Source organism: Komagataeibacter europaeus, from assembly GCF_002173515.1.
Taxonomy (GTDB): Bacteria; Pseudomonadota; Alphaproteobacteria; order Acetobacterales; family Acetobacteraceae; genus Komagataeibacter; species Komagataeibacter europaeus.
Map to the genome: position 1 here is coordinate 453,808 of NZ_CP021467.1, position 13,335 is coordinate 467,142.

8 protein-coding genes are annotated in these 13,335 nt (G+C 60.5%); 3 read left to right on the forward strand and 5 right to left on the reverse strand.

What is annotated here, in order from left to right; translation table 11 throughout:
* Positions 1-204: 204 nt before the first annotated feature.
* The 3 genes from S101446_RS01955 (at position 205) to S101446_RS01965 (ending at position 5,745) form a co-directional block, all read left to right on the forward strand.
* Complete coding sequence (locus S101446_RS01955) at positions 205-1,992, forward strand: alginate export family protein (protein ID WP_087607442.1); 1,788 nt, start codon at positions 205-207, stop codon at positions 1,990-1,992.
* A gap of 756 nt (positions 1,993-2,748) precedes the next feature.
* Complete coding sequence (locus S101446_RS01960; RefSeq protein WP_019086799.1) at positions 2,749-4,260, forward strand: aldehyde dehydrogenase family protein; 1,512 nt, start codon at positions 2,749-2,751, stop codon at positions 4,258-4,260.
* A 204-nt stretch (positions 4,261-4,464) separates the two neighbouring features.
* Entirely contained in the window at positions 4,465-5,745 is a 1,281-nt protein-coding gene (locus S101446_RS01965) for an NAD(P)/FAD-dependent oxidoreductase (protein ID WP_087607443.1), read from the forward strand.
* A gap of 35 nt (positions 5,746-5,780) precedes the next feature.
* On the opposite strand, the gene S101446_RS01970 is transcribed toward S101446_RS01965, so the two are convergent.
* From S101446_RS01970 to S101446_RS01990, 5 genes are all read right to left on the reverse strand, one after another.
* Positions 5,781-6,428: a TetR/AcrR family transcriptional regulator gene (locus S101446_RS01970; protein ID WP_010507502.1), complete on the reverse strand. Its 648-nt coding sequence runs from the start codon at positions 6,426-6,428 to the stop codon at positions 5,781-5,783.
* A 405-nt stretch (positions 6,429-6,833) separates the two neighbouring features.
* On the reverse strand, positions 6,834-8,270 hold the full coding sequence (locus S101446_RS01975) for a TolC family protein (RefSeq protein ID WP_167376410.1): 1,437 nt from the start codon (positions 8,268-8,270) through the stop codon (positions 6,834-6,836).
* The gene (locus tag S101446_RS01980) at positions 8,270-9,397 is read right to left on the reverse strand and encodes an ABC transporter permease (protein WP_010507505.1); all 1,128 of its coding nucleotides are present in this window, start codon (positions 9,395-9,397) and stop codon (positions 8,270-8,272) included. The genes S101446_RS01975 and S101446_RS01980 overlap by 1 nt, the downstream gene beginning before the upstream one ends.
* A 4-nt stretch (positions 9,398-9,401) precedes the next feature.
* A complete protein-coding gene (gene rbbA / locus S101446_RS01985) occupies positions 9,402-12,170 on the reverse strand; it encodes a ribosome-associated ATPase/putative transporter RbbA (RefSeq protein WP_087607445.1) in 2,769 nt (922 codons plus the stop codon).
* A complete protein-coding gene (locus S101446_RS01990) occupies positions 12,167-13,153 on the reverse strand; it encodes an HlyD family secretion protein (protein WP_087607446.1) in 987 nt (328 codons plus the stop codon). Before S101446_RS01990 ends, rbbA begins: the two co-directional genes overlap by 4 nt.
* Positions 13,154-13,335: the final 182 nt, after the last annotated feature.

A 13,335-nucleotide genomic window follows, 5' to 3' on the forward strand; every position in this document is an offset into this window, starting at 1 on the left:
TTTTTTTGTGCTATCTTGGAAATAAAAAATACTTTTTAAAAACAGAATGTTAATTAATATTTTACCGAAGTTTCAGGGGGTTTGAACGGTCGTAAGGAAGATATGGAAAAATACACCATTGACGTGTTTTTAATGACATAATACGTAAATATACAGTGCTTAATAATCCGATATGCTCCGTATATAGCGAAATGGTATGTGACAATGTTGCCATCCCTGAAGTCAGCCGCGACCGTTCGCTACCATTCCATCCGTAAGGATGGTGCCTGCACGCATTCCGTGCGGGACGGCAGGAAGGCGACGGATTTCCCTGTCCTGGCCATGCTGCTCAGCCTGCCTGCCGGCATTGTCACCATGGGACACGGCGCGCATGCTGCCGATCCCGTTTCCGTCAATGCGGCAGGGGCGGGCGCGCTGACAGGACAGGCATCACAATCACAGTCTGAAAACGTGATTGTCCGTATCGGGCGGCGCCCCCCGATACAGGTCTATCCGCACGCCAATCCGGTGGGGCAGCCCCTGCGCATGAGTGGCGCGGAAAATCGCAAGAATGGCCACCAGTACGACTGGGGCGTGTTCAATCGTGGGAACGGGGAATCCGCAGGGTTCGGCCCGGTCGGGACGTATGGCGTAACACCCTGGGCCGAGGACTGGAGCAACCTGCGCGACAGGAAAAATCATAATGATCCCTTTGATGTGCTGAAATACATCCCCCTGACGCGCAGCGGGAATGTATGGATCAGTTTTTCCGGGGAAACCCGCCTGCGTAACTGGTTTGAAACCCGTCCGCAGCTTGGTACGCAAAAACCCAATGATTCCGGGCGTTTCGCCGTGCGCAACTTGTATGGCGCGGATCTGCACATCGGTTCGCATCTGCGCTTTTTCGGTCAGTTGGTGAATGCGGATGCCGCAGGCTGGGGCGGTTACGGTTATGGTTCGACCTATCGCAAGCGTCTGGATGCGCAGCAGGCCTTTGTCGAGGTGCGGTGGAACATGCTTGGCGCCAAAAGTGGCTTCATGTTCGGGCGGCAGCAGTTTCTCGATGCGCCATCCTACATGCTGTACGCCCGTGAGACGCCAAACGTGCCGCTGTCATGGGACGGGTTCCGGGGGTACATGGTGTGGAAGCGCATCCGTATCGACGGGTGGGACTTCGTGCAGACATATGACAGTGAAAACAAGATGTTTCACGATACCGAAAACTATGCCTCGCGACTGTACGGTTTCAACACGACGTGGGCGCCTCCTGACTTTACCTTCATGGGGCAGAAGGGATATTCCTTTGTCGATGCCTTTTATATTGGCTACAAGCTGAATGGCGTGGCCGGGGCGATTGCGGGGCCGGGCGGTTCGGTTACGGGGTCCAACACGCGCAATAATTTCGGCATGCGCTGGCATGGCATGGCGGGACCGATTGAATTTTCGGTGGGCGGTATCTGGCAGGGTGGCGTATTCCGTCCGTCCGGGACCACGCTGGCGCGCAATGTCAGTGCCTACGCCATCAATTCCTCGGTGGGTTACCGTTTTTCCGAAAAGACCCTGAATACATTCGCCGGGATCCAGACGGACGTATATTCGGGCGGGAATTCGTCTGACCGGACTGGAACGATCGGCACCTATATTGCCCCCTTCAATCCGCAGACCAATTACCTTGACACGACAACCTACATGACGGCGTCCAACCTGATCAGTTTTGCGCCGCTGGTCCGGATTACGCCATTCAAGTCCGTCAGCATTCAGTTCAAGTATCCGCTGTTCTGGCGTGACAGTGTGAATGACCCCATTTACAAGTCATCGGGGAATTACAAGTTTCCCGGTAATTTCCGCGGCAGGTTTATTGGCATGGCGCCACAGGTGTCGATTGCCTGGCAGATCAATACGCATGTGTCATGGACGCAGTATGCATCCCGTTTCATGACATCGCATGCCCTTAATGAAGCTGGCGGTTCCAGTGGAACGTATTACCAGTCAAATTTTGTATTCCGGTTCTGACGGCACGCGGCAATATGGATGGGCCGCCTGCAAATCATAAAGACGTCTTTGAAAAGGCGGAATCCGGAAACGTTTAATATTCTTGCCCATTTTTTATTTCGAACAGTATTTAATCGTGCCCTGAATAAAAGCCATCCAGTAAGAGACTGTTTGAAAAGTTAGCCCGGAAAACATTCAGCAATCATAAAGAAGTTTCTGGTGAAGCTTTTTTCAAAAAGCTTCGAAAAATGCCGTAATCGCTGCGCCACGGTGAACCGGATGGATGGGGAAGAAATACGTCCCCCATCCATGCCGGTCCGACGGCGTAATCTGTGTCACCCGGTGTCCCGTCATGGCATGCGGCATCATGGCCCGTTCGGACAGCAGATACGGAAAATTAAATATTTCCCTGATTATATTATTACTAACTTATTGATATTTATATATTTACACCATGGTCCTTATGGCACCAGATGCATACCTCACGTTTACGTTACCTATTTCCGGGTTGCGATCATGGCTCGGTCTATATATCGATGAATATAGATGGTGCCCCGGCAACTACCGGGGTGTGGCCAGAAGACGGTCCGGTTTGAAAGGGGATCATGTCCACGCGAAATGATTGCCGTGCGAACTGGACAGTCATCCAGACCAGATCCATGCCTATGTTTTGGGTTTAGTGTAAAAATCAGGAATGGCGCAGGGATTTAATAAATAATCATACACATTCCCTTCAGGTCTTCCTGATTGCAAAATAATTTCTGGAGTAATATTTCCATGCCGTCAGACAGTATATCAGCAGCCCCCCCGTTCAAGGCCCGTTATGGCAACTATATCGGTGGCAAGTGGGTTGCTCCCGTTGATGGTCATTACCTGACCAACACTTCCCCCGTTGATGGCCGCGTGCTGTGTGAAGTCCCCGCTTCCACCGCAGCCGATGTGGAACTGGCACTTGATGCCGCGCACAAGGCCAAGGCCGCATGGGGTGAAATGGCCCCCGCTGACCGCGCGCTGATCCTGCTCAAGGCAGCCGATGTCATGGAAAAGAACCTCGACCTGCTCGCCCGGGCCGAGACATGGGACAATGGCAAGCCCATCCGTGAAACCATGACCGCCGATATTCCGCTGGCCATTGATCATTTCCGTTACTTCGCTGGCTGCATCCGCGCCCAGGAAGGCACGCTGAGCGAGATCGACGCCACGACCATCGCCTACCATTTCCATGAGCCGCTGGGCGTCGTGGCCCAGATCATTCCGTGGAACTTCCCGCTGCTCATGGGTTCGTGGAAGCTGGCCCCCGCACTGGTCGCCGGTAACTGCGTGGTCATGAAGCCTGCCGAAAGCACGCCTGCTTCCATGCTGGTGCTGATGGAACTGATCGGTGACCTGTTCCCGCCCGGAACGCTGAACATTGTCAACGGCCTTGGCAAGGACGTGGGCGCCGCCCTGTCCAACAGCGACCGTATTGCAAAGATCGCCTTCACCGGTTCCACCCCGACCGGCAAGATGATCGCGCACGCCGCTGCCGAACACCTGATCCCGGCAACCCTGGAACTGGGTGGCAAGTCGCCGAACATCTTCTTTGCCGACATCATGGACCATGATGACGATTACCTGGACAAGGCGATCGAAGGCTTCACCATGTTCGCCCTCAACCAGGGCCAGATCTGCTCCTGCCCCAGCCGTGCGCTGGTCCAGGAATCGATCTATGAGAAGTTCATCGAACGTGCGCTGCCCCGCATCAAGGCGATCCGTCAGGGCAACCCGCTTGATCCCAACACCATGATGGGTGCGCAGAACTCCCACGGGCATCAGGAAAAGATCCTGTCCTACATCGATATCGGCAAGGGCGAAGGCGCACAGCTGCTGACCGGTGGCGGCCGTCCCGACCTTGGTGGTGACCTGAACAACGGGTGCTACGTGCAGCCGACCGTGTTCAAGGGCAACAACAAGATGCGTATCTTCCAGGAAGAGATCTTTGGCCCGGTTCTGGCCGTGACGACCTTCAAGACGGAAGAAGAAGCGCTGGCCATCGCCAACGATACCCCCTTCGGCCTCGGCTCGGGTGTGTGGAGCCGTGACGCCAACACCTGCTACCGCATGGGTCGCGGGCTGGAAGCCGGTCGTGTGTGGATCAACTGCTATCACGTCTATCCCGCGCATGCGGCGTTTGGCGGATACAAGAAGTCCGGCATCGGCCGTGAAACCCACAAGATGGTGCTTGAGCACTACCAGCAGACCAAGAACATGCTGGTCAGCTACAGCGACAAGAAGCGCGGCTTCTTCTGATCCGCTGATGGGGTGAAAACTCCATAGGCTACCAGACATGGCGCGGCGGTCGGGCTGGTTTACCGGGTCGGCCGCCGCGGCATGTTACCCGGGCCATGCGCGCAGGGTCCGGCACAAAGCAGTTTTCGGTATTTCAGGATATGCGACAGGGTTTTTCCCACGGGACCGGGACACTGTGCGGCAGAAGTAAAAAAGAGGCATAGGATGGCACAAAAGTTTCGGGTCGTAATTGTTGGTGGTGGCGTGGCCGGTCTGGCGCTGGCAACGCGGCTGGGTGATTCAATCGGCAAGTCGGGCCATGCGGAAATCACGCTGGTCGACAAGAGCTTCGCCCATGTGTGGAAACCGATGCTCCACTGCTTCGCAGCGGGCACGGCTGCTAACGAAAACGACCGCATCAGCTTCCTGTCGCAGGCCAGTCGCCATCATTTCGAATTCTGGCCCGGCGAGATTGCGGGCATGGACCGCAAGGCCAAGACCATCACCCTTGCCCCGGTTGTCGAGCCCACGGGCGAGGTGATCCTGGATGAGCGCAAGCTGGAATATGACGCGCTGGTGCTGTCGATCGGCAGCCGCGCGAATGATTTCGGCACCCCCGGCGTGGCCGAGCACTGCCTGTTCATTGACAACCTTGTGGATGCCAACGGCTTCAACGACCGTTTCCGCGCGGAACTGCTCAAGGCATTCGGTAATAACGAACAGCTTGACATCGCCATCGTGGGTGGTGGCGCCACCGGCACGCAGCTTGCGGCTGAACTGCACAAGGCGCTTGACCTTGCCTCGCTCTACAGCTTTGGCAAGAAGCCGCCCAAGCTGAACATCACCCTGCTTGAAGCAGGCCCCCGCATCCTGCCTGCCTTCCCCGAGGCCGTGTCTGCCGCCGCGCAGAAGGAACTTGAGAAAATTGGCGTGAGTGTGAAAACCTCCGCCATGGTCAGTGGTGCGGATGAAAAGGGCTTCATGCTCAAGGACGGCACGCGCATCCCTGCAACCCTGCGTGTCTGGGCGGCAGGGGTGAAGGCGCCCGATGTCACGCGTAAATTCGGTGACCTGAAGCTGTCACGCTCCGGCCAGCTTGAGGTCCGCCCGACGTTGCAGCTTGTGGAAGATGACAGCATCTTCGCCATGGGTGACTGTGCCTTCATCGCGGACAAGCCCGTCGCCCCCACCGCACAGGCCGCCCGGCAGCAGGCCCATCACCTGGCGCGCTGCATGCCCGCATGGATCAATGGCCGCCCGCTCAAGCCATTTGCGTTCCATAACAAGGGCGCGGTCGTGGCGCTGGGTGATTACAATGGCTGGGGCACTTTCCCCGGCGGCAAGGTATTCGGTGGCGGCTGGCTGCGCGGCATCAGCGCGCGCATGGTCCACCTGATGCTGTATCGCCAGCATCAGTTCGAACTGTATGGAACGTTCCGTGGCCTGATGTCCTGCCTTGTGGACTGGCTGGACGTGTTTGTCCGTCCGTCCGTGCGTCTGGACTGACGCAGCAACAGGCTTCCTTATCGCTGCCTGCCGTGTCAGGCAGCGTCCTCTGGCCCGGTTCCTGCATGGTCGGGCCAGAGTGATGCCTGAAGTTCATATGTTTTCTGCAAAAGCGGCACCAGCGCGGGCCGCCCCTTCAGCCGGATCCATTCATCCAGCGCCGTCCGGAAAATGGCGATCCCGCCACGTGCCATAAGGCGTGCGGCCATCCGGCGGTTCTTGCGTTCGGTAATCCGCTTCGCCAGCCCTTCCGCCAGACAGTCCTCCCACTTGCCATATTTCTGCAGGCTGACTGTCTGCAGCGAAGGCGTCTTTTCAATCAGATAGACAAAAGCATAGGTATCCTGCCGGTTCGCCGCGATGCGTGGCACCAGCGAGGTAAAGGCATGCATCATGGCGTCCGCCGGGTGCATGTCGGCAGGGCAGGTGGCCAGGGCGTCATTCAGCGTCTGTGTCATGCCCCGCGTCCATGCCAGTACGATATCGCCCTTCGTCTCGAACATGCGGAACAGGGTCCGCCGCGAGACCTCGGCCGCATCGGCAATTTCATCCACCGTGGTCTGGTCATAGCCCTGGGCGGAAAACAGCCGCATTGCCTCGGCAATCAGGGTGGTGCGCGCACGTGCCTGCTTGCGTTCACGTAAACCCGGCTTGGGGGAAATGGTCGGGGCAACGGGCTTCATTCAATCTCCTCTTGTCCGGGTCATCATGCAGCAGCGCATCGTGAACATTCAAGACGCGAGAAAATGGTGGTTCATGGCCGGCATGGGTCTTTGTCGCCAGCACACTGGTAGCATTGACAGGCAGGTAATGGGTTCTGCCACGAGTATCAGGCCATGTCGAGGCATGGGCCAGACGATAGCTTATCATATCCCCTACATTGGCCGGTAGCGGAGCAGACCATGGTGTGGTCGATGTCTCGGGCGCTGTCCATGCCCCGTCCGGGCAAGCTGTTGCATGTGACGCATCGTGTTACGGAGGCAGTCCCGGTGCGTCCGTGCCTGCCGGTCATGCCGTCCTGTACGGCATAAGGGATACATGCCGCAAAATGGCGTTTCATGACCGGGCGGGGTCATGAAACATTCCCGTTATTTGTGTACTGTCACGCTTTCGGCCTGCCAGCCCCCACCCAGTGCGCGGGCAAGCTGTATGGTGGCGGAGGTGCGGGAAGCCTGGTTGTCCAGTACGCTGGCCTGCGCATCCAGTGCCGCCATGCGTGCGCTCAGCACATCGCCAAAGGTACGCTGGCCACCGGTGTAAAGCCCCATCATGTCACTGGCGACCTGTTCGGCCTGGTGTTGTCCACGGGTCAGGTCCGTATCGCGTGCATCAAGGCTCAGACGGTTTTCGTAACCATCCTCGACTTCGGCCAACGCGTGCAGGATACTGTTGTCATATCCCGCGACCGCGGCATCAAGGCGTGCGCTGGCAGCGTGTATGCGCGCCTGTATGCGGTTGGCGGTAAAGATCGGCAGGTAGGTGGTCAGCGCGATCAGGCCCCCCGTGCCCGACAGGCCGGGAATGCCATCAAAGCGCAACCGTCCGTCCCCGCCAAAGAATTCCAGGCCAAAGCGGGGCAGGAGATCGGTCTTGGCGCTTTTCAGCCGGTTGAGCGCTGCATCCACCTGATCGCGTCGTGCGCGGATGTCGGGGCGGCGTTCCAGCACCGTATCGGGCATCTGCCCCACGGGTGGCGCGGGCACGTAATAGGCGGGCGGCGGCGCAAGGGCCGGCAGCCCTTCGGGGGCCTGTCCCGACAGCACGGCCAGACGCCTGCGCACAAGATCAAGGTCTGCAACCAGCACCGGCCTGCGCGCCTTCAGGTCGGACAGTTTCTGGTCAACGCCCGTTACATCCGCCGCTGTCGCCTGTCCCGCGGTAAAACGGGCCTGACCATACCGGTGCAACTGTTCAAGCATGCCAATGCTGCGATCGATCAGGGCGATCTGGCGCTGCAGTCCCTGCGCCTGCAGGTAATCATTGGCGGCATCGGCGGCGATGACCATCTGTATGCCGTGGAAGTATTCTTCCTCCGCCTTCATGCCTGCTTTCGCGGCCTTTACATCCGCATGGCGACCGCCAAACAGGTCCGGTTCCCATGACGCGCCAATGCCTGCCAGATGCCCGTCGGTGCCAGGGTCATTGCTGGTCGGCAGGGTGCTGGGATTGCGCCAGTACATGCCACCACCCATCATGTTCCCCGTTGCCCCTACGGTGGGGTACAGCGCGGATTTTGCAACCGTGTGCATCGCACGGGCTTCCAGCACGCGGTCACGCGCGATGCGGATGTCGGGGCTGGCGGCAAGGGCCGTATCCACGGCCCGCACCAGGGCAGGGTCATGCCACGCTTCCCACCAGCGCGTAAGGTCGGTGGCGGGTAGCGTTGTCATGGGCGTTTGCGAAAACTGTCGGGGCACAACGACATGCGACGCCGGTACGCGCGTATGGAATGGCGAACACCCCGCCAGCCCCACGGCCATTGCAACGCCCCCCATGCAGGCGACCCGTGCCAATCTGTTCTTCATTATTCCTGCCTTGCCAACATGGATCTGAAGCGCGCGAGCGCAAATACAAGAAATACAATCCCCGTCACGGTTACGGTCAGCAGGGGCTGGATGATCGCACCCAGCCCCGCATCACGGTACAGGATGGCCTGTGACAGGTTGACGAACTGCGTGGTGGGCAGGAAACGCACCACCACCTGCATGGCGGCGGGCATGCTTTCCACCGGTGTCGCGGCCCCTGACAGCAGGTACGCCACCGCATAGACCGGCACCACCAGCAGCCCGAACTGCGGCATGGTGGGTGCGACCGTCGCCAGCATGATGCCCAGCGCCGTGGCCGAAAACAGGTACAGCAGCGAACACGCGGCAAACAGCGTGACCGACCCCGCCAGCGGCACCCCCAGCCAGACATGCACCACCAGCCATAGCGACACGATGGCCGCAACAAAGATGACCAGCCCGTTGGTGACAATCTTGGCCACCGCGATCTCGCTGGCCGTGACGGGCATGACCAGCAGGTGTTCCAGCGTGCCGTGCTCGCGTTCGCGTATGACCGCCGCCCCTACCAGCACGATGGACAGGATGGTGATATTGGTCACGATCTGCATGACCGAGGTAAACCACTTTGATTCACTGTTGGGGTTGAAGCGGATGCGGCTGGGCGCGGTAAAGGGGATCTGGTCCACCAGTGCCGGCGCATGCAGCATGTCGTTGACTTCCCCCAGCATGATTTCATTCAGGTACGCTGTTCCCAGTCCCGCCTGCGTCATGGCGGTGGCATCCACCCGCAACTGTACGGCGGGTGTACGCCCGGCCTTGACGTCTGCCTCGAAGCGGGGCGGGATGTCGACCACGAAAATGTAATCGCCTTCATCCATGCCGTGCAGGGCCTGTGCGCGGTCCACCAGAACCGGGGGCTTGAAATAGGGGGGCAGCACCGCATCGCGCATCCGGCGCGACAGGGCGGAATTGTCCTCGTCGATAAAGGCGATCGTGGCGTTGGACACTTCCACCTTCACCCCGTTGGCCACCAGCAGCACGCCTGCGGTAAACGCGAACACGATCAGCCCCAGCAGCACGCGGTCGTGCACCAGGCTGCGCAGTTCCTTGCCGCACAGAAGACCAACATTGACCAGCCAGCGCATCATGCCGTCATGCTTCCTGTTTTTTCAGCAGCAGACGGGCCGCCAGCATGTAGACCGACCCGAAGGCAGCCAGCGGCATGTACATGGGCCAGAAGCTGCTGGTTCCCAGCCCCTTGGTAAAGCAGCCAAGGCTGATCAGCTGGTACCATGAGGCCGGAAAGCCCAGCCCCACGATACGGCTGATACCCGTAAGGGTGGAGGCGGGATAAAGCAGCCCGGAAAAATTGACCGCCGGAATCAGGCAGATGATGGAGGTTCCGAAAATGGCCGCGACCTGTGAACTGACAAAGGTCGAGATCAGCAGCCCCAGCCCCGTGGCCGACAGCACGAACAGGATGCCCCCAACCGTCAGCCCCAGCAGCGACCCCTTCAGCGGCACGCCCATGACGATCACGGCCACGGCGACCAGCATGAAATAGCTGATCGTCGCCAGCGCCACATAGGGCGCCTGCTTGCCCATGAGATACTGCCCGACCGATGCGGGGGAGGCGTAGAGGTTGACGATCGAGCCGACCTCCTTTTCCCGCACCACGCCCAGGGCGGTCAGCATGGTCGGGATCAGGATCAGTGCAAGCATGATGACGCCTGGCGTCATGGCGTAAATGCTGCGGAATTCCTGATTATAGGAAAAACGCGGCTCGATCGTGATGGGGGTCGCAGGTCCCTGCGGCAGTTCGCGGCCCAGGGTTGACGCATATCCCCCCAGCACGCCGGTGACATAGGCACGGACATTGGCCGCAAGGAAGGGGACCGCGCCATCAATGATCACGCCCACTTCCGGCCTGCGTCCCGCTTCCATGTCACGGGCGAAGCCTGCGGGAATATCCAGCGCCAGCTGGACACGGCCATTGCGGATGGCGCGGTCCAGCGTATCGGCATCCGCCACGGGCGCGCGTTCATGGAAATAGGCCGAGCCACGGAAACTGTCGATCAGCTGACGGCTGATGGTGGTCCGGTCATGGTCGCTGACGGTAAAGTTGATCCCCTCCACATCGAATGAAATGCTCGACGCCGCCACCACCAGCAGGATCAGCGGGCCGATCAGCGCAAAGGTCAGGCGCAGCCGGTCACGCAGCAGTTCAACCGCCTCGCGCCGGGCAAAGGCCCATGCCCGCGGCAGCCAGCCGCCGCCCAGCCCGCCAAACCGGGCGGCCAGCCTGTTGCTGACGCCATGCCACCATGCGCGCGCGGGTGCCGCGGGTTTGGGTGGCGGGGTCTGCGCGTCGGTTGCCGCCTTGGCATCTTCCAGATAGGCGATGAAGGCGGCTTCCAGATTGGGCGCCTTGCGTTTTTCAACCAGTTCGGCCGGTGTGCCGACCGCCAGCACATGCCCCCGGTGCATGAGCGAGATCCGGTCGCATCGCGCTGCTTCGTTCATGAAATGGGTGGATACGAAAATCGTCACGTGCCCTTCGCGCGACAGGCGGATCAGGTGCCGCCAGAACATGTCGCGTGCCGCGGGGTCCACGCCCGATGTCGGTTCGTCAAGGATCAGGATTTCGGGGTTGTTGATGCAGGCCGCCGCCAGCTGCAGGCGCTGGCGGATGCCCAGTGGCAGGGAAGCCGGGCTGACATCGGCGTAGGGACGCAGTTCGAACGACTCAAGCGACTGTTCGACAGCCTGCGTGGCCCTGTCGGGTGCCATGCGGTACAGCCGCGCCTGCAGCATGAGGTTCTGCCGCACGGTCAGTTCCTCATACAGCGAGAACGCCTGTGACATGTACCCGATACGCATGCGGGTCTTCATGTCGCCCGCCGTGATCTGTTCGCCAAACAGCTTCGCCGTGCCGCTGGTCACGTCCAGCAGGCCGGTCAGCATCTTCATGGTGGTGGACTTGCCGCAGCCGTTGGAGCCGAGGAAGCCGAAAATCTCGCCCCGGCTGATGGTGAAGCTCACATCGCTGACCGCCGTGAAACTGCCAAAACGGCGGGTCAGGTGTTCGGCCTCGATGGCGGGCGGGCCGCCGGGATTGGCATAGGGCGGGATGACGAAACCACTGGCCTGCTGGCGCTTGGCATCCGGCAGCAGTGATATGTATGCATCTTCCAGCGACGCGGCATGCGTGCGTTCCAGCACGCTGTGGGTCTGGTCACTGATCAGGACCCTGCCGCCATCCATGGCCACCAGCCATGCAAACCGCTCCGCTTCGTCCATGTATGCGGTGGACACGATGACCGTCATGGACGGCCGTTCCTGGCGCAACTGGTCCACCAGCGTCCAGAACTGCTGGCGCGACAGGGGATCGACGCCCGTCGTCGGTTCATCCAGGATCAGCAGGTCGGGGTCATGCACCAGCGCGCAGCACAGGCTGACCTTCTGCTTCATGCCGCCTGACAGATGACCTGCCGCCCGGTCGGGAAAGGGGGCCAGTCCCGTGGCATCCAGCAGGCGCTGGATGCGTGCGTCACGCGCCTGCGCATCCATGCCGAACAGGCGGGCGAAGAAATCGATGTTTTCCCATACCGACAGCGTGGGATACAGGTTGCGGCCCAGACCCTGCGGCATGAAGGCGACGCGCGGCAGAAACGCCTCACGCGCGCGACGGTCGCCCATATCCGATCCCAGCACGGACACCGTGCCCGACTGCAGCTTGCGCACGCCGGCAATCAGGCCCAGCAGGGTGGACTTGCCCACGCCATCCGGCCCGACAAGGCCGATGGTGGTCCCGGCAGGCAGGTCCAGCGTCACGTTGTCCAGTGCCGTGACCGCGCCATAGCGATGGGTTACACCCGCAATGGTGATGCCCGCCGGGTTATGCGGCGTATCGGCGCTCATTGCGGGGCATCGGCTACATCAAGTGTCGCGGGCCAGCGGGCGGACGGGTCGGTGCGTACGTAACCATCCCCCGTCATGCCCGATTTCAGCACGTCGCCGTAATGCCGGGCCGTTTCGGGTGAAACCCGCAGCTTCACGCGATAGACCAGCTTGTCACGCTCGGTGGCGGTTTCGACATATTTCGGGGTGAATTGCGCTTCGGGCGAAATGAAGGAAATCGTGGCCGGGATGACCTGCTGATGCAGCGCATCCAGCGCAATGCGCGCCTGATCCCCCACGCGCAGCCGTCCGGCCTGCTGCGAGGGGAAGAAGATGGTCAGGTACATATCCGTGGGATCAAGCAGGGAGGCCACGCGCCCGCCGCCGGGCAGTACGGCGCCCTTTTCCACGATCCGGTATTCGATCCGTCCCGCTACGGGGGCGCGGATGGTCATGTCATCGGTTGTGGAGGCCGCTTCCGTGACCTGTGCCTGCGCTGCATCGGCTGCCGCCTGCGCTGCGTCCACGGCCCGGCCTGCCGCATTGGCGGCGGATGTCGCGGTATCGAGGTTTGTCTGATGCTGCGACAGTTCCATGTCGGACACCAGGTGCTGGTGGAACATGGTACGGGCATGGTCTAGGTCAAGCTGTGAAAGGTGCAGGGCCGACAGGCGCGCGTCACGTTCGGCGTTCGCGCGGGCGACATCGGCCTGGGCCGCGCGCAGGTGGGCGCGCGCCGCATCCAGTTGCGCCCGTGCGGCGGTGTCATCCTCGCGGGCGAGCACCTGACCGCCGGTCACGCTATCCCCTTCGTGAAAATCCAGTTCCATGATGCGGCCGGGATACTTGACCGCCACGTCAATGCGGGCCAGTTCCAGCCGTCCGTTGGCGCGCGCAAGGCCTGCGGGCAGGTCGCCACGGTGCTGTACCACATACCATCCGGCCCCGCCGGCTGCCACGATTATGGCGACGCCCGCACCAATCGCCGCGTCACGCCACTTCATGCCGCCGGGCCTCCGTGCTGTCCCGCGCAGGTCGTGTGAAAATGAAATGACGCGATCATGGATCTTTCCTCGTGGTCAACGCAGGCTGCCCTGCCGTCTGGGTGTATGTTCGGTGGGAATGAAAGGTCATGCATTGATCCAGAGGTGGATATCCGAACTTTCCTGATTGAAAAATGACGTCC

What these genes read in the sequence shown, in the direction of transcription:
- S101446_RS01955 (WP_087607442.1), top strand. Translation starts at nt 205, where the DNA reads ATGTTGCCATCCCTGAAGTCAGCCGCGACCGTTCGCTACCATTCCATC.
- S101446_RS01960 (WP_019086799.1), top strand. Translation starts at nt 2,749, where the DNA reads ATGCCGTCAGACAGTATATCAGCAGCCCCCCCGTTCAAGGCCCGTTAT.
- S101446_RS01965 (WP_087607443.1), top strand. Translation starts at nt 4,465, where the DNA reads ATGGCACAAAAGTTTCGGGTCGTAATTGTTGGTGGTGGCGTGGCCGGT.
- S101446_RS01970 (WP_010507502.1), bottom strand. Translation starts at nt 6,428, where the DNA reads ATGAAGCCCGTTGCCCCGACCATTTCCCCCAAGCCGGGTTTACGTGAA.
- S101446_RS01975 (WP_167376410.1), bottom strand. Translation starts at nt 8,270, where the DNA reads ATGAAGAACAGATTGGCACGGGTCGCCTGCATGGGGGGCGTTGCAATG.
- S101446_RS01980 (WP_010507505.1), bottom strand. Translation starts at nt 9,397, where the DNA reads ATGATGCGCTGGCTGGTCAATGTTGGTCTTCTGTGCGGCAAGGAACTG.
- rbbA (WP_087607445.1), bottom strand. Translation starts at nt 12,170, where the DNA reads ATGAGCGCCGATACGCCGCATAACCCGGCGGGCATCACCATTGCGGGT.
- S101446_RS01990 (WP_087607446.1), bottom strand. Translation starts at nt 13,153, where the DNA reads ATGAAGTGGCGTGACGCGGCGATTGGTGCGGGCGTCGCCATAATCGTG.